The organism is Roseovarius carneus, assembly GCF_020141465.1.
GTDB classification, from domain to species: Bacteria; Pseudomonadota; Alphaproteobacteria; order Rhodobacterales; family Rhodobacteraceae; genus Roseovarius; species Roseovarius carneus.
In genome coordinates this window covers 1,819,404-1,839,209 of sequence record NZ_JAHSPD010000001.1, presented here as the reverse complement: position 1 = coordinate 1,839,209, position 19,806 = coordinate 1,819,404, and the positions used below count along the sequence as shown (strand labels likewise).

The 19,806-nt window shown below is 62.1% G+C and carries 17 protein-coding genes; 5 read left to right on the top strand and 12 right to left on the bottom strand.

Annotated features, from left to right (window positions below):
• Positions 1-49: 49 nt before the first annotated feature.
• From KUD11_RS09265 to KUD11_RS09255, 3 genes are read right to left on the bottom strand one after another with little or no spacing between them, the layout of a single operon-like run.
• The gene (locus tag KUD11_RS09265; protein WP_109384955.1) at positions 50-1,069 is read right to left on the bottom strand and encodes a TRAP transporter substrate-binding protein; all 1,020 of its coding nucleotides are present in this window, start codon (positions 1,067-1,069) and stop codon (positions 50-52) included.
• 38 nt (positions 1,070-1,107) lie between these two features.
• Positions 1,108-2,415: a TRAP transporter large permease gene (locus KUD11_RS09260; RefSeq protein WP_224380180.1), complete on the bottom strand. Its 1,308-nt coding sequence runs from the start codon at positions 2,413-2,415 to the stop codon at positions 1,108-1,110.
• Entirely contained in the window at positions 2,412-2,939 is a 528-nt protein-coding gene (locus KUD11_RS09255) for a TRAP transporter small permease subunit (RefSeq protein ID WP_109384956.1), read from the bottom strand. Before KUD11_RS09255 ends, KUD11_RS09260 begins: the two co-directional genes overlap by 4 nt.
• A gap of 183 nt (positions 2,940-3,122) precedes the next feature.
• Between KUD11_RS09255 and KUD11_RS09250 the strand changes: the two genes are divergently transcribed.
• Positions 3,123-4,031: an isocitrate lyase/PEP mutase family protein gene (locus tag KUD11_RS09250; protein ID WP_109384957.1), complete on the top strand. Its 909-nt coding sequence runs from the start codon at positions 3,123-3,125 to the stop codon at positions 4,029-4,031.
• Positions 4,028-7,042 carry an aminotransferase class III-fold pyridoxal phosphate-dependent enzyme gene (locus tag KUD11_RS09245; protein WP_109384958.1) on the top strand — a complete coding sequence of 1,005 codons (3,015 nt, stop codon included), beginning with the start codon at positions 4,028-4,030 and terminating at the stop codon, positions 7,040-7,042. The genes KUD11_RS09250 and KUD11_RS09245 overlap by 4 nt, the downstream gene beginning before the upstream one ends.
• A 3-nt stretch (positions 7,043-7,045) precedes the next feature.
• Here the strand turns inward: KUD11_RS09245 and KUD11_RS09240 are convergent, their stop codons facing one another.
• From KUD11_RS09240 to KUD11_RS09215, 6 genes are read right to left on the bottom strand one after another with little or no spacing between them, the layout of a single operon-like run.
• Positions 7,046-7,804 carry an N-formylglutamate amidohydrolase gene (locus KUD11_RS09240; protein WP_224380177.1) on the bottom strand — a complete coding sequence of 253 codons (759 nt, stop codon included), beginning with the start codon at positions 7,802-7,804 and terminating at the stop codon, positions 7,046-7,048.
• Entirely contained in the window at positions 7,801-8,688 is an 888-nt protein-coding gene (locus KUD11_RS09235; protein ID WP_181375273.1) for a branched-chain amino acid ABC transporter permease, read from the bottom strand. Before KUD11_RS09235 ends, KUD11_RS09240 begins: the two co-directional genes overlap by 4 nt.
• Positions 8,689-8,691: 3 nt before the next feature.
• The gene (locus tag KUD11_RS09230) at positions 8,692-9,405 is read right to left on the bottom strand and encodes an ABC transporter ATP-binding protein (RefSeq protein ID WP_109384960.1); all 714 of its coding nucleotides are present in this window, start codon (positions 9,403-9,405) and stop codon (positions 8,692-8,694) included.
• An 11-nt stretch (positions 9,406-9,416) separates the two neighbouring features.
• Positions 9,417-10,568 carry an ABC transporter substrate-binding protein gene (locus tag KUD11_RS09225; protein WP_109384961.1) on the bottom strand — a complete coding sequence of 384 codons (1,152 nt, stop codon included), beginning with the start codon at positions 10,566-10,568 and terminating at the stop codon, positions 9,417-9,419.
• Positions 10,565-12,478, bottom strand: coding sequence for a branched-chain amino acid ABC transporter ATP-binding protein/permease (locus tag KUD11_RS09220; RefSeq protein WP_109384962.1), 1,914 nt, complete (start codon positions 12,476-12,478; stop codon positions 10,565-10,567). The genes KUD11_RS09225 and KUD11_RS09220 overlap by 4 nt, the downstream gene beginning before the upstream one ends.
• Positions 12,475-13,137, bottom strand: coding sequence for an isochorismatase family cysteine hydrolase (locus KUD11_RS09215; protein ID WP_109384963.1), 663 nt, complete (start codon positions 13,135-13,137; stop codon positions 12,475-12,477). Before KUD11_RS09215 ends, KUD11_RS09220 begins: the two co-directional genes overlap by 4 nt.
• A 195-nt stretch (positions 13,138-13,332) precedes the next feature.
• Between KUD11_RS09215 and KUD11_RS09210 the strand changes: the two genes are divergently transcribed.
• Genes KUD11_RS09210 through KUD11_RS09200 form a run of 3 tightly spaced genes read left to right on the top strand, consistent with a single transcriptional unit; the run spans position 13,333 to position 16,491 of the window.
• Complete coding sequence (locus KUD11_RS09210; protein WP_109384964.1) at positions 13,333-14,181, top strand: MurR/RpiR family transcriptional regulator; 849 nt, start codon at positions 13,333-13,335, stop codon at positions 14,179-14,181.
• Entirely contained in the window at positions 14,178-15,488 is a 1,311-nt protein-coding gene (locus KUD11_RS09205) for a glutamine synthetase family protein (protein ID WP_109384965.1), read from the top strand. Before KUD11_RS09210 ends, KUD11_RS09205 begins: the two co-directional genes overlap by 4 nt.
• 19 nt (positions 15,489-15,507) lie before the next feature.
• Positions 15,508-16,491, top strand: a complete 984-nt coding sequence (locus KUD11_RS09200; protein ID WP_109384966.1) for an acetamidase/formamidase family protein — start codon at positions 15,508-15,510, stop codon at positions 16,489-16,491.
• 11 nt (positions 16,492-16,502) lie between these two features.
• On the opposite strand, the gene KUD11_RS09195 is transcribed toward KUD11_RS09200, so the two are convergent.
• The 3 genes from KUD11_RS09195 to KUD11_RS09185 all read right to left on the bottom strand — a co-directional run bounded on the left by KUD11_RS09195 (position 16,503) and on the right by KUD11_RS09185 (position 19,801).
• Positions 16,503-17,384, bottom strand: a complete 882-nt coding sequence (locus KUD11_RS09195) for a bile acid:sodium symporter family protein (protein WP_109384967.1) — start codon at positions 17,382-17,384, stop codon at positions 16,503-16,505.
• 5 nt (positions 17,385-17,389) lie between these two features.
• Positions 17,390-19,114: an AMP-binding protein gene (locus tag KUD11_RS09190; RefSeq protein ID WP_109384968.1), complete on the bottom strand. Its 1,725-nt coding sequence runs from the start codon at positions 19,112-19,114 to the stop codon at positions 17,390-17,392.
• Between the two features lie 168 nt (positions 19,115-19,282).
• Positions 19,283-19,801, bottom strand: a complete 519-nt coding sequence (locus KUD11_RS09185) for a hypothetical protein (RefSeq protein ID WP_109384969.1) — start codon at positions 19,799-19,801, stop codon at positions 19,283-19,285.
• Between the last annotated feature and the right edge of the window lie 5 nt (positions 19,802-19,806).

Genomic DNA, 19,806 nt, shown 5'->3' with positions numbered 1-19,806 from the left:
TCTCGCCCGCGGCCCCGGCCCCGGCGCAGATAGCCGGAGCCCTCGAAGGTCAATCCAGCGCTGAAAGGTCCTGATACTCGGCGTAGGCCGCTGCATAGGCGCGATAGCTTTCGATCACCCGTGCGAACATCTCATCCTCGGCGGCCTTCTCGGCATAGACCTCATCGGCGGCCACGCGCAGCGCGCCCAGAACGCTGTCGGGGAAGCGCTGCACATTGGTGCCACCTGCGCGAAACTCGGCCAAAACCTCGGCCTGCGCGCCTGCGGCCACGCCCAACGTCCAGAGGTTGATATCATTGCAAGACACCTCAATCGCGGTGCGCTGCGCATCCGTGAATGCGTCCCACACGTCCTTGTTGACGTAGAACTCGATAAAGCCCGCAGGCTGATGCCAGCCGGGGAAATAGTAATTCTCCGCCACCTTGTTGAAGCCCAGAAGACGGTCCACCAGAGGAAAGCTAAGCTCGGTCGCATCGAGACGGCCCGTCTCCAGAGAGGTCGAAATCTCGCCCGCCGGAAGCTCCATCGCATTGGCCCCGAGCCGCGACAGGATCGCGCCACCAAGCCCGCCAATACGCACGTTCAGGCCCTGAAAATCCTCAGGCGCGGTGATCTCGCGCGTGTACCACCCGCCTGCCTCGCTCAGGATCACGCCGCAGGCCATGGGCACGAGGTTGTAGGGCGCGTAAAGTTCGCGCCAAAGTTCGATCCCGCCACCATGGTTGAGCCATGAGATATAGGACAGCGGATCACCCCCAAAGGGCACGGAGCCGAAAAGCGCCGCCGCAGGCTCCTCGCCCGAGGCATAGGCGGCAAAGGACCAGCCGGCCTCGATCGCGCCCACGCCCACATTGTTGAAAATCTCGAAGGGAGGAGACATCTCTCCCGCGCCCAGATGCTTGAACGTGACCTCGCCGCCGGTGAGCGTTGCCACATTGGCCACGAACCGGTCGGCGGCAGGCCCAAGCACCGGCAGGCCCGTGCCAAAAGCGCTTTGCATATTGTAGGTCTCTGCAAAAGCGGGCGTCGCCGCCAGCGCCATGGCGGCCAATGTCAGGTGCAGTTTCATATCATTTTCCTCCCGTTAAATCATACACGTAAATCATGTCAGTCAAACCCGGTGATCAAACCGGGAAATGCAACCAGAACCCCCAAAACGAGGAGTTGCAGGCCAATGAACGGCAAAACGCCGCGATAAATCTCGGACATGCTGAGCGCATCCCCGACCGCGCCCCGCAGATAGAAGAGCGAAAAGCCAAACGGCGGTGTCAGAAAGCTGGTTTGCAGGTTCACGGCGATGAGAACACCAAACCAGATCATCAAGGCCTCCCCCGTGAGGCCATTGCCAAAATCAAGCCCCGCCACAACGGGCGCAAAAATCGGCACGAGGATCAGCGTGATCTCCAACCAATCCAGCACGAAGCCAAGGATGAACACCGCCATCATCACCACAAAAAGCACCGTGTAAGGCCCCTCGCCAAAGGCCGTCAGCCCCGCGCGCGCCATATCGCCCCCGCCGATGGCTTTGAAGACTGCTGCAAAACAGGTGGCTCCAATCATCACAAGCAGAACCATGCTTGTCGTCGTTACCGTCTTGCGGGCGGCATCCATCACGATAGAGAGGCGGAATTTGCCATAGATCGCGGTGATCAAAATCGCGCCAAACGCGCCCAGCCCGCTCGCCTCTGTGGGCGTCGCAAGACCCGCGATGATGGAGCCAAGTACGCTGACGACAAGCGCGATAAGTGGGCCCAGATCAATCATCAATCGCAGTGGAGAGGTGCGCGCGCTCCGCTCTTGCCGGGGCAGGCCACGTGCGCGGAGAATTACCAGCACGCCGTAAGCGGCGACCAGCAGCAGCCCCGGCAGGATCGCCCCCGCGAACATATCCGGCACGGGCGTCTGAAGCTGATCCCCCAGCACGATGAGCATGACCGAAGGCGGGATCAATATGGCCAGCGTGCCCGACGAGGCAATAAGCCCCGCGGAGGTCGCGTTGCAATACCCCGCCTCCTGCAAGCGCGGCAAGGCCAGCGTGGCCAAAAGCACCACCGACGCCCCCACGATGCCCGAGGACGCCGCCAGAAGCACCCCGATCAGCAGCACCGAGATGCCCATTCCCGCCGCCGAGCCGCCAAGCGCTGTTTGCGCCGCGCGCAACGCCCGCTCGGCCACGCCTGATTTCTCCAGGATCAGCCCCATGAAAATGAACATCGGGATCGCCACCAGAAGCCAGTTCGACAGGACATTGGCGTAAATCCGGCTGACCAGCAGGTTGAAATAGGCCAAGGGCAGATCAGATATCAGGATGAAGAGCGCCGCCGTCCCCGCCAGCACCATGCCCACGCGGTAGCCCGCGAGGATGCCCGCAAGTGTCACGACCGCCATGGTAAGGGGCAAGGCATAGGCGCTCATCGCGCGGCCCGGATCAGACGCAGGGTCTCAAGCGCCACGTAAAGCGCCACGAGGCCAAGCCCCATCGGCAGCACCGATTTGATCAACCACAGATCCTCCAGCCCCCCATTGCGCGAGCCTTCGTCCGAGCGCCACGCGCGCTGCATGAAGCCCACGGACGCAGGCAGGATCAGCGCGAAAAACGGCAGCGCAAAGGTCAGATTCCCCATGAGGTCCAGCCGCGCTTTCCATGCAGGGCTGTAGTGCTGATAGAGAAAATCGACCCGCACATGGGCATTGCGCTGCCAGACCAGCCCGGCGGGCAAGAGACCCAGACACACCAGAAGATGCCATTGCAAATCAAGCATGCTGTTGAGCGTTACCGCGCCACCGATCAGCGGCACAGAGCCCGAGAGCCGCAGCAACGGGTTCACATCCAGCGCGCTGGCCACGACCTGCACCACCACGGCCAGCATCAAGGCAATAAGCGCGACCGCCAGAGCCGTCTCGGTGAGACGCGCGGCGCGCTCTGCAAAGCTCTGCATATGGTCCGCCCTCCCCCTCGCTGATCCGCTCCAAACGCGCCGTCTTGCGTCATTGCGGTTGGAGCCGTGTTGATTTCCCTTATAGGGTAACACGCATGAAACTGATCAATATTCCGGGCAGAGCGCAACACCCTATCGGCTGCCCTACCATCCCAGCGACCACCAGACGAGGAAAGCGCCCCCATGACTGATCCCCGCCCCAACCCAATGGCCGACCGGCTGCGCGCCCTCTTGGCGGATGACGCTCTGATCATGATGCCGTGCTGCTTTGACGCGCTTTCGGCCAAGCTCATTCAGCAGGCGGGGTTTGATCTGACGTTCCTGTCGGGATTTGCCGCCTCCGCCGCGCGGATCGGCGCGCCGGATGTGGGGTTGATGAGCTATGGCGAGGTCCGCGATCAGGCGCGTAACGTGCTGGAGGGGATCGATATTCCGATGATGGTGGATGGCGATACCGGCTATGGCAACCCGATGAATGTGGAGCGCACGGTCGAAGGGTTTGCGCGCGCAGGGTGCGCGGGCGTGATGATCGAGGATCAGATCGCGCCAAAACGCTGCGGGCATACGGCGGGCAAGGCCGTGGTGGACCGCGAGGAGGCTTACGATCGCATCCGTGCTGCGGTGGCGGCAAGGGGCCGCGCGGACATCTTGATCAAGGCGCGCACCGATGCGCGACGGGGTCACGGGCTGGCAGAAGCCATCACCCGCGCGCAGATGTTTGCCGAGCTGGGCGCGGATATCGTCTTCATTGAGGAGCCGCTGAGCGTAGATGAAATGCGCACGCTTTGTTCGGAGGTGGACGCGCCGATGGTGGCCAATATGCTGGAGGGTGGGCAGACGCCGATCCTGCCCCCTGCCCAGCTGGCCGATTTGGGCTTTGCGATTGCGGCCTACCCGCTCACCTGCCTATCGGCATCGATGCGCGCCATGACGGGCGCACTGGCGGCGCTTAAATCCGGCGAGGATCCCTCAGGCGCCCTGATGCCCTTTGATGAGCTGCGCCGCACCGTGGGCTTTGATGATTACTACGCCGCTGAGGCCCGCTACAAAAGCGCTGAGCGGCCCCAGCAGAGCCCGAGGAAAACACCATGACGACGGATATGTGGGCGCAGGCCCTGGCCAAGGACTGGCACATCACGGCGCAGCTGCATCCGCTTGATGGGGAATATGACCTCAACTTTCTGGCGCAAGGCACGGATGGCCACGACCATATCGTGAAGGTGATGCGTGCGGGCTGCGCACCCGAGCTGATCGACCTGCAAATTCGCGCGTTGGAGCATATCGCAGCCAAGGCCCCCGACCTGCCCCTGCCCGCTGTGATCCGCACCAAAGACGGCGCGGGGTTTGCCGAAGCGGCGGATGTAGACGGGCAAACGCGGCTCATATGGGTGCTCAGCAAGCTTTCCGGGCGCTGCTATGCACAGGTCGCGCCCAAGGGCCTCGATCTGATCCAGCAAGTGGGCCACGTTTTGGGTGGCACGGCACTGGCGCTTGCGGATTTCGACCACCCCGGCCTCGCACGCGATTTCAAATGGAACCTGATGAAGGCGGATTGGATCGCGGATGATCTGACTTGCCTGGAGGACCCGTCCCGCCGCGCTCTGATCGCCGAGATTACCGAGGATTTCGCCCGCATCAAACCCGCTCTGGCGGCCCTCCCCGTGCAGGCGATCCACAACGACGCGAATGATTACAACATTCTCATAGAGGGTGGCATGGGACAGGCGCTCGGCGTGTCGGGCCTGATTGATCTGGGCGATATGTGCGCTGCACCACGGGTGTGCGATCTGGCAATTGCGGCGGCCTATATGGTGCTGGACCATGACACGCCCGAACGCGCGTTCGGCGCGCTGATCAAGGGCTATCACGCGGCCAATCCGCTGAGCCCGGCGGAGGTTGATCTTATCTGGCCCCTCCTGCGCGCGCGCCTTGCGGTCAGCGTGGTAAATTCCACCTTGATGGCGCGCGAAAACCCAGATGATCCTTACATAACCATCTCCCAAGCGCCCGCATGGCGGTTTTTGGAAGGTGCGCCCCACGATCCGTCGCTGGTCCGCGCCCGCCTACGGGCCGCTTGCGGGCTGCCTGTGGCCGACGGCGCAGAGCGGGTTCTGGCGTGGCTCGAGACCGCGCGCGGCAGCTTCGCACCGCTTATGGACGGTGATCTGGCTGAAGCCCCGCTCGGCCCCTTGTCGATAGAGCATTCCGCCGAGCCGCAGGACCCGTTCAACCTCACCCAAGCTGAGGCGGCTCTTTTGGGCGGCGATCCGGCGAAGGGGCGTGGCCCGTGGCTCGGATATTACCGCGAGCCGAGGTTGATCTACACCGACAAGGCGTTTCGCACCGGCCGCTGGAAGGCCTCTGACAGGCGCAGCGTGCATCTGGGCGTGGATATCTTCGCCCCTGCCGGTGCGGCCGTCTCCGCACCGCTGAATGGTGAGGTCGTGATTGCCGAATACCGCGCCGATCCGCTGGATTATGGCGGGATGATCATCCTGCGCCATGAGACACCCGAGGGTGACGCGTTCTTCACCCTCTACGGCCATCTTGATCCGGGGTTTCTGGAGCATCTCAGCCCCGGCACGCAGATCGCAAAAGGCGCGGCATTCTGCACCCTTGGCACGCAGGCTTGCAACGGCGGCTGGGCCCCGCATTTGCATTTTCAGCTCTTGATGACCTCGCATGGCATGGCCCCCTCATGGCCCGGCGTGGCCGACCCCGATGATCTGGAAATGTGGGAGGCGCTCAGCCCCAATCCCGCCTGCCTGATGAATCTGCCCGACGCCAAGACCCGCTATGACCCACCGCCCAAGGCGAAGGTCGCGCAAGGTCGCGCGCAGCATTTCGGCGGCAATCTCAGCCTGACCTATACCGAGCCTGTGATGCTTCTGCGCGGCTGGCGACACCATATGTTTGACGAATGGGGCCGTGCCTATCTTGATGCCTATAACAACGTGCCACATGTGGGCCACGCACACCCGCGTATTCAGGCCGTGGCGGCAGAGCAGCTTCACCGGATCAACACGAACACCCGCTATCTGCACCCGGCCCAGAGCGCCTTTGCCGCAAAAATCCTCTCCAAGCTGCCTGAGAGGTTCGAGGTCTGTTATTTTGTCAATTCCGGCTCCGAGGCGAACGAGCTGGCCCTGCGGCTCGCGCGCGCCCATACCGGGGCCAAGGGGATGATCACGCCCGATCACGGCTATCACGGCAACACCACCGGGGCGGTCGATATCTCGGCCTATAAATTCGCCAAGCCCGGCGGCAGCGGCAAACCCGATTGGGTGGAGCTGGTCGAGGTGGCCGATGAGTATCGCGGGCCCTTCCGCCGCGATGATCCTGAGCGGGCGGATAAATTCGCGGATCTGGTGGACCCGGCCATCACCGCGCTCAAGGCCCGCGGCCACGGGCTTGCGGGATTCATCGCCGAGACGTTTCCCTCCGTGGGTGGACAGATTATCCCGCCCAAGGGATACCTCAAAGCGGTCTACGCAAAAATCCGCGAGAGCGGCGGGCTGTGTATCGCCGACGAAGTGCAGACCGGGTTGGGCCGTCTGGGGCAGTATTATTTCGGGTTTGAGCAGCAAGAGGCCCTTCCCGATATGGTCGTTCTGGGCAAGCCTATCGGCAACGGGCATCCTATCGGCGCGGTGATCACCACGCGCGAAATCGCCCAGAGCTTTGACAACGGGATCGAGTTTTTCTCCACCTTCGGGGGATCCACACTGTCCTGCCGGATCGGCAAGGAAGTGCTTGATATCGTCGATGACGAAGGATTGCAGGGCAACGCAGAGGCGATGGGCACGCGGTTGATGGCGCAGCTTCGCACGCTTGAGGCGCGGCACGCTTGCGTGGGCGATGTGCGCGGTATGGGGCTTTTTCTGGGCGTGGAGTTAATCGAAACGGATGGGTCGGAAAGCACCGCAATCTGCGCCTATGTGAAGAACCGGATGCGCGATCACCGCATCCTGATCGGCAGCGAGGGGCCAAAGGACAACATCCTGAAAATCCGCCCGCCCCTGACGATTGAGGCGGATGACGTGGACATGATCACGGAGACGCTGGACAAGGTTCTGGCCGAAGTGGCGCTTTGGCAGGGCTGACGCTTAAGGCGCGGCCAGTATCTCGCCCACCGCATGTGCCAGAAGATCGGCCCAACGCGCGACCTGCGCATCAGTGCCCAGCTGATCGTTGCACACCTCGACCAAGGTATGGCGCATCCCGCGCCGCTCCGCATGATGCGGGATGAACCAATCGCTGTCCGCTTCGATCTGGTAGGGCTGGTTGACCCCAAGAACCAGCCCCGGCTCCAACCCTGAGATACTGTCCACGAAGGTCTGCGCCGTCACCAGATCATGGCGGCTGAGAAACCCCGCATCCCATGTGCGGCGCACGCCGTCCTGCATCCGCCTTGTATAGCTGTGAATAGAAAAGGCGGCGCGTCGTGGGACATGGGCAAAGCCCTGATCAATGGCGGCGTTGAGCGGATCGAAAATCATCTCTTGTCGCGCCGCGCGGTCCTGATCCGAAATCCCCTGATTGCCGGGCACGGCGATGCCATCGCTCACCTCGGGGATTGACCCGGCAGAGCCCGCAGGGCGGTTGCAATCAAGCACCAGGCGGCTGTAGCGCTGAATAATCAGCGGCGCACCCAGCCGGTCTGCCAGCGCGCGCGCCAGCCGTTCCGCGCCGATATCCCAGCCGATATGACGGTCCAGCGCCCCCTCGGGCAGACCCAACCCCCCAAGCCGCTTCGGGATCGCCTGCCCCGCATGTTCGCACAACAACAGGACCTCGCTCTTGCTCTCGGGATGGACCCACTCCACCGCTATGGGATCACCCGGCGCAGTCAACGCCCCTGTCACGAGCGGTTCCCGGTTTTGCCGGGCAAAAGCCCATCGGGGCGCCACAACAGCACCGCAATGACAAGCGCCAACACGATAGCGTCGCGGTAGGGCGAGAGCGTGTCAGGCAAGAAGGCTTGCGTCAAAACCTCCAGAATACCAATCACGAAGCCGCCGAGAACCGCACCACTGAGGCTGCCCAGCCCCCCCAGAACCGTGGCGATAAATGCCTTGAGCACCGGAAAGAACCCCATCATCGGATCGACCGAGCCGCGCTGCGCGGTCCAGATCACCGCCGCGATCCCCGCCAGCAGGCCCGAGATGGCAAAGGCCACGGCCACCACGCGATTGGCCCGCACACCGAGAAGCTTGAGCATCTCCAAATCTTCTGCTGCGGCCCGCATGGCCATGCCCGTGGCCGTCCGCTTGAGCACCCATGTCAGCCCCGCGAGCGAGGCGAACGCCACGATGATCGACACGGTGGGCACCACGCCGATGGTCGCCCCGCCCACCTGATAGGTCCCCGACCATTCCGCAGGAAAGGAAATCGGCACGGGGCGCGCGGAGATGGTGTTTTGGAAGACCACTTTGAGAATTTCCGAGACCGCAAAGCTGGTGATCAAAAGCGTGACCACATCCGCGCCGCGCATCGCGCGAAACGCCGTGCGCTCCAAGGCCAGCGCCATCACCACCGCCGCCCCGATACCAATGGCCAACGCCACCGCAGGCGGCATCCCAAAGACAAGCGCCAGGAAAATCCCGTAGCCGCCGAATGTCATGATATCGCCGTGGGCGAAGTTGATGAGCCCAACGATGGAGAACACAATCGCAAGACCCAAGGCCAGCATCGCATAGATGCCCCCAAGGCTGATCGCGTTGATGGATTGTTGCAAAATCAGGTCCATAGGTCAGGCCGCCAAATAGGCTGCTTGGAGCAGCTTGTCATTTTTCAAATCCTCCGGCGGGCCTGCTGCGGCCACGGCCCCATTGGCCAGAACCACCGCATGATCGGCCACATCAAGGGCCAGTGTCGCATTCTGCTCGACCAGAAGGATGGAAATCCCCTCATCGCGCAGCTCCTCCACGATGCCGAAAATCGTATCCACCATCTGCGGCGCGAGGCCCAGAGACGGCTCGTCCATCAAGAGAAGCCGAGGCCCGCTCATCAGCGCCCGCGCCACGGCCAGCATCTGTTGCTCGCCGCCCGACAAAAGCCCCGCAAGCTGGCGGCGCCGCTCGCCGAGAATGGGAAACCGTTCCATCATCGCGGCCTTACGCGCAGACGCGGTGGCCGCATCCCCGATCACCGACCCTGCCAGCGTCAGATTATCCTCCACGGACAGGGCCGCAAAAACGCGCCGCCCCTCCGGTGAAATGGCCACGCCCGCGCGCACAATGGCGTCGGGCGTGGCCCCTGTCATATCCGTGCCGAAGATGGAAACCGACCCTGCGGAGATCTTCCGCGCGCCTGCAATGGCCATCACGGTCGATGTCTTGCCCGCGCCATTCGCGCCCAGAAGGGCCGTGACGCCGCCCTTGGCCGCCGTCAGGTCCACGCCGCGCGTGGCCTGAACCGGACCATAGCGAACGTCGAGCGCTTTTATGGTGAGTGCGGTTTCCATGCCCCTTTGTCTTACGGCTGTGGCAGGGTTGCAGGGTCCGCCATCGTACGCTTGACGAACTCTTTCTGACCATCGCCGGTGATCCGCGCCACAACCACTTCGCGCAGCGGCATCCGGTCTGTGCCCTTGAAGGTGAAGTTGGACATGATGCCCTGCCCGTTTTCAATTTCGGCCATGGCGGCAACCACTGCGGCGGGCTCGGTCGAGCCTGCGGCAGCCAATGCCTGTTCGATCATGTTCACGATATCGCAGCCGTTGACGTAGTAGTTATTGTCCGGTGCGGTACCGTTGGCCTCGGTGAAATCCGCGATGAACTGCGCATAGGCCGAGCCTTCATCCGGGAAGCCGCCCGATGTGTGGACAACACCGCCCACCACTTCGCCCAAACCGCGCACGGTGGGTGTATCAAGCACGTCGCCGCCCATCACTTGGGTGTCGAGACCCGCGCCGCGCACGGCCTTGATGAAGGCCGGGAAGTCCGGCTCCCACGCCCATGTCACGATCACGTCCGGTGTTGGTTCAGCCGCCTTGATCGTGGTCACGATGGCCGAGAAGTCAGGCTGGTTCAGCGAATAGTTGGAGGTGCCGACGATATTGCCGCCGAGCGCTTCGAATGCCTCACCGAAATACTCAGGACCGCCCAGCGTATAGGCGCTATCGGGGGATTTCACGAGATAGACATTCTCAAAGCCCTGGTCGCGCGCATAGGCGGCCAGAACGGCACCTTGTTGGTTATCCGCAGGATAGCTTCCGAACACATGCTCGCCCACTTGCGTGAGCACGGGCGCTGTGCCCGCGAATGTCATGGTGGGGATACCGTCGGCCAAGGTGATTTGCGCGGCGGCAATCGTAGGGTCCGCATCGGCGGAGGAGACGATGAACTGCGCGCCGTCATCGAGCATTTCCTGCACGACCTTCACACCCTCGGCAATGTCCGAGCGGGTGTCCTTCACGATGGTCCGCACCATATGCGTGCCGTTCAGCCCGCCATTGGCGTTCTTTTGGTCCACGCAGAACTGAAAACCCGCATAGGCGGGCCCGTCATAAGGTGCCAGATATCCCGATTGCGCCGACATCACGCCGATCAGATACTCCTCGGCATTCGCCGCGCCAGCAACGACAAGCGCGCTGGTGGTTGTCAAAAGAAATTTTCGAAAAATCATGGTGTTACTCCTTGTTGAGAGGTGGGGTGAGTGGTGGTTTCTTCTTCTTTGTCGGCCACAGTATCGGCCACGGAGGCAGCGGTGCGTCCACGCCCGATATAGGCCTCGATCACCGCCGGATTGGCGCGCACGTCTTCCGGCGTGCCTTGGGCAATCAAGGTGCCGCGATTCATCACGACCGTCCAACTCGACAGTCGGTTGACGAAACGCAGATCATGGTCGATCAGCAAAATCCCGATGCCACGTTCGTCGCGGACCCGGATCAGCCGATCGGCAAGGTCATCGGTCTCGGCGGGGTTCATGCCCGCCGCAGGCTCGTCCAGCAGCAAGATCACGGGCTCCTGCGCCAGCGACCGCGCAACCTCCAACCGTTTGCGCGCGCCATAGGGCAGCGCGTCCGCCCGCGTGGCCGCCAGTGCGCCCAGATCAAACGCATAGAGCTCACGCAGGGCCACAGACGCCGCCTCGCTGCGCCCCCGGCCCGCGGCAAGGGCGGAGACGAAGACGTTCTCATAGACCGTAAGCCCCTGAAAAAGCCTCAGGTTCTGGAAGCTGCGTGAGACGCCTGCGCGCGCTATCCCTTCGCGCGACACATGGCTGAGATCCGTGCCCGACAGATGCGTGCGCCCCGTATCCGCATGATATTGCCGCGTGATGAGGTTCACCAAAGTGGATTTGCCCGCACCATTCGGCCCGATCAACCCGGTCACCCGGCCTGTAGGGGCCTCAAAGCTCATGTCCGTCACGGCCTTCACCCCCGCAAAGCTTTTCGACAACCCCTCAGCCGAGAGTGTCATTTCACCCACCTGCGCGGGCGCAGGCGCGGGCTCAGTGCGTCCCGTGATCCGGTCAAAGATGCGCGCGCCCGCCCCGGGGCCAAGCTCAAAACTGCCCACAAGCCCCGTGGGCCTCAGCCAGATCACCAGAAGGATCGCAAGACCCAAGGACACCGTGGTCAGCCCGAAAACCTCGGGCATCACGACGCCGAAAAGCTCCACACCGCCCTCAAACTGGCGCACGGTGTCTTGCAAAAGCGTGACGGCGATAACGCCTGCTACGGCTCCTCCGACCGAGGCCATGCCGCCCACGATCATCATCGCCACATGCGCAAACACCAGCGACAGGTAAAAAGACGCAGGCGAAAACGCCCCGAGCATATGACCATAAAGCGCGCCTGCGACGGCACACATCGTCCCCGACAGGCACCAGCTGATGAAGCGCGTGCGCTGTGGATTGATGCCGAGCGCGGCTGCGGCATCCGGATCATCGCGCGCCGCGCGGGCGAAAAGACCCTGCGGGCTTTCGCGGTAGAGCCTTGCCAGAACAATGAAAACCACCGCTGCGGCAAAGGCGAGCGTCAGGTCCACCACACGGGGGGCGCCAAAGAATGTCTGGCTGCCGCGTGTGATCTCGCGCGCGCCGATGGCCACGCTATGGGTGATGATCAACAGCCCCAGAGAGGCAATCGCGGCAGACGCCCCGGCAAGCCGGGCAATCGCACTTCCGCTGAGTGCTGCAAAGGCCAGCCCGGCAATAGCAACCACCGGCAAGGCCATCCAGAGCGACAGCTCATATCCAGCCATGAATACGGGCAAGTCCGGCAGGGCCGTGCGCTGAATACCAGCAGGCATGGTCAGAATGGCCGAAGTATAGGCGCCGATCGCCATGAACGCGCCATGCCCGAAGGACACGATGCCCGTGTTGCCGCAATAAACACCAAGGGCCACAACGGCGGCCACGTTCACGCACATCTGCACCGCGATCCGCTCGCCCGAGCGGCCAAAGACCAGCGTGAGCACCGCCACAACCACTGCCAAAAGGGCAATACACACAAGCGTGCGCGCCGTGTTCGCCGCGCGCAACCGCGCGGGATGCGTGAGAAACGCCGCGTCACTCATGGGCGCACTCATCCATGGCCAGCGAGTTCCGCAAGCAGTTCAGCCGTGGTCACCTGCCGGCAATAGCCTTTGATCGTGCGCAGCGAATGGTCGTGCCGCTCTGGCGTGTAGGTAAGGCACGCATCCGTCACCTGCGTCACCAGATATCCCAGATCACAGGCATCGCGGATCGCGCTTTCCACGCATTGATCGGTGATCAGGCCACAGAGCACAATCTGGCGAATCCCAAGATTGCGCAGCAGATAATCAATATGGGTCGAGACGAAGACCGAGGAGGACGATTTCGGCAATACGATCTCATCATCGCCCGGTGCGATCTCGTCGATCACCTTGCCGTCCCATGACCCTTTGGGCACGTTGAACCCGGTTATCTTGTAATCAAGGCTGCGGTCGCGCCCGTCCTTCGTAAGGCTCTCGATAGTCGTATACATCACCTCGACCCCAGCGGCCCGGCACCCCGCCTGAAGCGCCTGCATATTGGGGATCACCCGCGCGCCGAGCTCATCGAAGAACCAGCCATAGCTTTTCCGGAACTCCGCATCCGAAAGATGCGCGAACTCGGCCCCCTCGCGCTTGGCGCTGAAATTCTGCACGTCGATGAACAGCAGACCCGATTGGGTGGGCACCAAAGGCACCTCACGCGTCAAAACTCCGGTCTTATTTTGTGTCATGTGGTATTCTTTTCTTGTGGCAAAAGGAGCAAATCGGCGAGCAGACCGGGCATGATTCTGAGGCGGTGGCATCGCCCTGACCCGGTTGGGTGACGCTAAGGAAACGAAACTGTTGTTTCATTGTCAATTAAAATTGTTGACGTGAAAAAATAATTCACACACCCTTGCCTAAACAAAAGGCAGATCGCCAGCCCTATGATTGTCCGAGAACGCATTGAGAACGCAGCCGAAACCCTGACGATCGGAGAGCGCAAGCTCGCCGCCATGATCCTGTCGGACTATCCCTTCTCGGGCCTCGCCCCCATTCACGAGCTGGCCCGGCATTCGGAGGTCTCGGCCCCGTCCATCTCGCGCTTTGTCACCAAGATCGGGCTTGAAGGCTATCAGGAGTTTCAACGCGAGCTGATCTCTGAGCTGAAACAAGGCATGCGATCACCGCTTGATCTGCACGCGCCCGGACGCCCCGTCGAGGGCGGCTTTCTCAAGGATTTCATCGCCAAATCCACGTCGCAAATGGCCATTGCAGCGGATGCGATCACCGAGGATCAGTTCCTCCAGATCTGCACCCTTCTGGCCGATCCCAAGCGGCGCATCTATGTCATTGGCGGGCGGATCAGCGACACGATTGCCAAGCATCTGACCTTCCATTTGCAGCTGAGCCGCAAGGATGTCTATCACCTGCCACCCAATGCCGAAGGATGGCCGGAGTATCTGTTACGGATGCGGCAGGGCGATATCCTATTTCTGGTGGATTTCCGCCGCTATGAGCCACTGTTGGAGCAATTGGCCAGTCGCGCCGCACAAAGCCGACATGCCCGCATAATACTCATGACCGATAAATGGATATCGCCCATCGCCAAACATGCGCGTGAGGTCTTGCCCGTGCCCATTGATAGCGGCACCCTCTGGGACACATATTCTGCCGCCCTCGCCGTGACCGAGGCAATCGTGACCCGCATCGCGGAGCATGACTGGGACAAGACCCGCGCCCGGATGGAAGCATGGGAAGCCCTGAGACTAAGACCCAAAGAGGACCAGACATGACCCAGACGCCCCTGATTTTCGCAGCCCTATGCGACATTGCCGGCAAGGTGCGCGGCAAAGCCTTCCCAGCCGATCAGCTCGACAAGCGCCTCCAGCGCGGCCTCGGCTGGACGCCGACGAATGTGCAGATCACCTGCTTTGACGTGATCGCGGAAAGCCCCTTTGGCGCGTTGGGGGATCTGCTGCTCATCCCCGATGTGGATACATTGGCCGAGACGCAATTTGGCGACGGCGCGCCCACGCGCCTTATGCTCGGCGATGTGACAACGCTGGAGGGCGCACCTTGGGATCTGTGCATGCGCTCGGCCCTCAAAGGCGCGCTGGCACGGCTCCACAAGGCGGCAGGTGTGCATCTCATCGCCGCGTTCGAGCATGAATTTCAGCTCAAATCCCCCCCCGCCCTCGATCATCAGGCCTATGGGCGCGGCGGGTTCGAGCTTCAGCGTGATCTCTGCGAGACGCTGATTGCGGTGCTGCACGGTGCGGGGCTGGAGCCGGACAGCATCATGAAGGAATACGGGCCCAATCAATATGAGGTCGTCGTCGGCCCCGCCCAAGGCGTGCGCAGCGCCGACCAGGCGGTGATCTTGCGCGAATTCACCCGCGACACCGCCCGCAGCTTTGGCGAGGAGGCGACATTCTCGCCCATCCGCGACACACGAAGCGTGGGCAATGGCGTGCATATCCACATGAGCTTTGTGGGTGATAGCGGCGCGCCCGTGACCTATAACGCGGACGGGCCTTGCGGCATGTCAGCCATCACCGATGCATTTGCCGCCGGGGTCCTGAAATACATGCCGAGCATCGTGGCGCTCACCGCGCCGTCGGTGATTTCCTACGAGCGGCTCACGCCGCATCGCTGGTCGGCGGCCTATAACAACCTTGGGTTCCGCGACCGCGAGGCAAGCTTGCGGGTCTGCCCGGTCACGGCCAAGGACCCCGCCTCCATCGCGCGGCAGTTCAACATCGAATACCGCGCCGCCGATGCCGCAGCCTCGCCCTATCTGGCGCTGGCCGCGATTGTCCATGCGGGCTGTCAGGGGATCGAGGATGGGCTGACGGCCCCTGCCCCCACTGAGGAAGATCTGTCGCTGCTGAGCCCTGCGGACCTGCATGCGCGCGGCTTTGTCCGCCTGCCCGAAACGCTGGAGGCCGCGCTCGATACGTTTGAGGCGGACCCTGTGGCCAAAGGATGGTTCCCCGACAGTTTCGCCGCAGTCTACCGGGCGCATAAAAATGCTGAAATCGCGCATCTGGCGGAGATGGATACCCCCGCCCGCTGCGCCGCCTATGAGGCCACATACTAACACGGAGGCACTTCACAACATGTCATGGATCATGCAATCGGTCATGGGCCGCAAGGCCCTCGCGGGCGGCAAGGCGGGCGCAAGGCACACCCTTACGGAAGAGGATCAAGGCGAATTCCACTATGTCTATGGCCCCTATTCCGAGCCGGTGATGCGCATCGCGCCCGGCGATGTGGTGGAGGTCGAGACGATTGACGCGTTCGGTGGGCTGATCAAAACCGAGGATGACAAACCTTCCGAGCTTCTCAACATGCCCTTCGTCAATCCGCAAAACGGCCCCATCGCCGTGGAGGGGGCCGAGAAGGGCGATGTTCTGGCGGTCCATATCCACAGCGTCCTGCCGCGCGGGCCACAGCCTGCGGGGACAACCGCGCTGATCCCAAGCTTTGGCGCGCTCGCGGCGGATGCGAATATGATGCTCAACCCCGGCCTGCCTGAGCGGGTAAAGAAAATGGAGGTGACGGAGGCGGGCGTGAAATTCTCCGACCGTATCACACTGCCCTTTGAGCCTTTTATCGGCACGATGGGCATCAGCCCCGAGATCGAGGCGGTCACATCCCTTCAGCCTGATTATTGGGGCGGCAACATGGACCTGCCCGATGTGGCACCGGGTGCTGTCGTCTATTTCCCAGTGCAGCGCAAGGACGCGCATTTCTTCGTCGGCGATTGCCATGGCCGCCAAGGCGACGGCGAGCTTTGCGGCGTGGCGGTGGAAATCGCGGCGACCGTGGTGCTTCAGATCGACTTGATCAAGGGCTGGTCCATTCCGGGCGTGCGGCTTGAGACCGAAGATTTCATCATGTCCGTAGGCTCCGCGCGCCCGATGGAGGATGCCGCGCGCATGGCCTATCGCGATCTGGTACGCTGGATGGTCGAGGATCACGGCTTTGACGAGGTCGAGGCGTATTTCCTCGCCACTCAGGCGGGCAAAATGCGCGTGGGCAACATCGTCGATCCGAAATACACGCTCGGCGCATCGATGCGGAAGGAATACCTCCGCTAGAGCGTGTCGCCTCAGAGCAACCCATCCGGCATCTTCTGCTCCGCCGCCGTGTTCGCGCGGCGGAAGATGAAGGTCACGCACGTGGCCACGATCACGATGAAGAGCGAGTAAAGCGCAGGCACGGCCATATAGCTTTGCGCCTCGGTGCCCGAGAAGGTGAAGGCGACGATGGCAATGGCGAGCGGGCCGTTCTGGATGCCCGTCTCAAGCGCCACGGTGCGCGCATTGCGCGGATGCAGACGCAGCACACGGGCAAAGGCGTAGCCGATTGCGATACCGCACACGCCCAGAGCGATCGACGCCACATAGGTCGCAGGCGTGGTCGTGAGCAGGAATTCCCAGTTGCGCGGGACCCAGCTGATCAGGATGAAGGCGATAAAGAACACCGCCAGAAGCGAGCCCATGAACTCCGTAACCGCCCCCCCATTGGCGTTCAACCGGCGCAGGCCCATGCCGATGGCCACAGGCACAAGCAGCAGAACAAGCGTGGCAATGATGTTTTCGCGCGGGATCTCCAGATCCAGCGCGTTGGCATAGATCAACAGCAAAATCGGGATCAAAAGCACGCCAAAAACGGTTGACGTCACGGTCATCAAAACCGAAAGCGCCAGATTACCCTTTGAGAAATAGGTGAAGATATTCGAGGTCGTCCCGCCCGGCATACACGACATGATCAACACCCCCACCGCCACCGCGCTCGGCAATGGCAAAAAGGTGATGAGCAAGAAGCCAATGAACGGCATGAAGCCATATTGGCTGACCACGCCGATGGCCAGGCCGTAGGGCCGCTTGAGCGCGAGGTAGAAATCACGCGGGGTAAGCGATGCGCCCATCCCCAGCATGATCACGAAAATCATCAACGCCAAAAGCGCCTGCTCGAATGCTCCGACCACTCATCCTACTCCGCTGCAAGCCCGCGCGACTCTTCGCCGCGCAGGTCTTTTCTGAGGATTTTCCCGACATTGGATTTTGGCAGACTATCTCTGAACTCCACTTGTTTCGGAACCTTGTAGGCGGTCATATGCTCCTTGCAATAGGCGCGCACGGTGTCTCTGGTGAGGCCCGGATCGGCCGGCACGATAAACGCTTTGACCGCCTCGCCCGCCGCGGCATCCGGAATGCCGATCACGGCCACTTCCAGAACGCCGGGGTGGGCCGCCAGAACATCCTCCACCTCATTGGGGTAGACGTTGAAGCCAGAGACAACCACCATGTCCTTCTTGCGGTCAACGATGCGGAAATAACCATCCGCCTCCATCACGCCGATATCGCCGGTGAGAAACCAATCGCCCAGCATCACATTGGCCGTTTCCTCGGGTTTCTCCCAATAGCCCTTCATGATCTGCGGGCCGCGCGCCGCGATCTCGCCGGGCGTGCCAATGGCGGCGTCGCTGCCGTCTTCGGCCACGCATTTCACCTGCGTGGAGGGGACCGGCACACCGATCGTGCCGGGCCGGGCCTTGCCCGGTGGCTCAAAGGTCAGCACGGGCGATGTCTCGGTCAGCCCGTACCCCTGAAGCACCGGCGCGCCGGTGATCTGCTGCCACCGCTCCGCCACCGAGGATTGCAAAGCCATACCGCCCGCGACAGCATATTTGAGGTGTTTGGGAGGGCTGTCGGTGAACCATGCCTCGTTACACAGCCCGTTGAGAAGCGTGTTCACGCCGCTCATCCAAGTGATTTTATAATTCTCAAACGCCCGCTTGAGGCTCGACAGAGGCCGCGGGTTGGGGATCAGGATATTGCGCGCACCCAGCCAATAGAACCCAAGTAGGTTCACCGTGAAGGCAAAGATGTGATACATTGGCAGCGCTGTTAGCACGACCTCTTCGCCCTTTTTTACAGCCGTGGAGAGCATCTCCATCGTCTGCTCCATGTTCATGATCAGATTGCCATGGGTCAGCATCGCGCCTTTCGACACACCCGTGGTGCCGCCAGTATATTGCAGCACCGCCACATCCTCAGTGCCCACGCCCTGATGATAGGCGTCCACTTCGACACGCGCCTCCGACACATGCCGTCGCCCGGCGGCGATGGCATCGGGCAAGCGGATATGGGGCATCTCAACAGGTTGGATTGAGCGGTCCCAGTATTTCTGCACCAGGCCCACGATCCCGCGCGGCATGGCAGGAAAAAACTCGGCCACACGAGTGACGATGATGTTGGGAATTTTGTGCACGCGCGTGGCGGCCGGCACCTTATCCGCGAACATATCCACGATGATCAACGCGTGAGGTTTGCTATCCTCAAACTGCCGCGCCATTTCCTCGGCGGTGTAGAGCGGATTGACGTTCACCAAGATGCACCCGGCCTTGAGCACGCCAAACGCCGCCACCGGAAAGGCCAGCCCGTTGGGCATCTGAAGCGCCACCCGGTCGCCCTTGTTCAGCCCCGCCACCTCGCGCAGATAGGCCGCAAACCCATCGGACATCTCATCGACTTGGGCATAGCTCAGCGTGCCGTTCATTCCGTTGGGCAAGCAGCAAGTGAAGGCCGGAGCCTTGCCATAAGTCTCGGCGACCGAGCGGATCAAATCGGCCAGATTGCGGTAGGACGGTGCACCCATATCCACCCGGACGCCGGGCCCGTAAAAAGCCGTCCACGGCCGCTCCGCTTGTGTCATAGAACCCTCCCAAGTCCGCACCGAGATCGTACAAGCCTGTCGGCTGTCACGCACCTAAATCCAGCGTCTTGTCACTTTGTTGAACAAATCGCGGGCTGTCTACTGTGCAATCAGCCATGCAGGAGTTTACGCCGCGTAGAAACGCAGCGCCCACGCCTGTTCGGCGGGTCAATCCCAAGGCTTTGGGTCGCTGGGATGCGCGCTTGGGCCGCCGGGACGGAAGACCACAACAAACCCGCCCTCCTCGCTCAGATCCAGATCCCCGTCACGGCCAACCACTTGGCGGGGGATCGAAATCCGCGCCTCTCCGCCGCCGGTCCAAGGTGCCTCGGTCACAAAGCAATTGCCCATTTGGCCCACATAGGACGGCGCGGGCGGGACCTCGGCCAGACGGTCGAGCCCTCTCAGGATCACCTCGTTGTTCAAGAGAACCACGCCCTTGGCCAAGACGTTCTTGGCCGAGAACTTGGTTAGCACGGATTGGCTCTCGCTCTGCGCCCAGACACCGCAAACCCCTATTTTACCGCCGATATTCTGCACCTCTGCCGCAACGCTGAGGCCACCGGGGGAATTATACGTGCCCCCTCCAACTGCCAGATCGGAGCCAAGAGTGCGCGTGCCCTGTGGGGCCGCAACGGCGCACGCGCCAAGGGCGAGAGCCGCGAAAGAAGCAAACAGAGGTTTCATAGCGT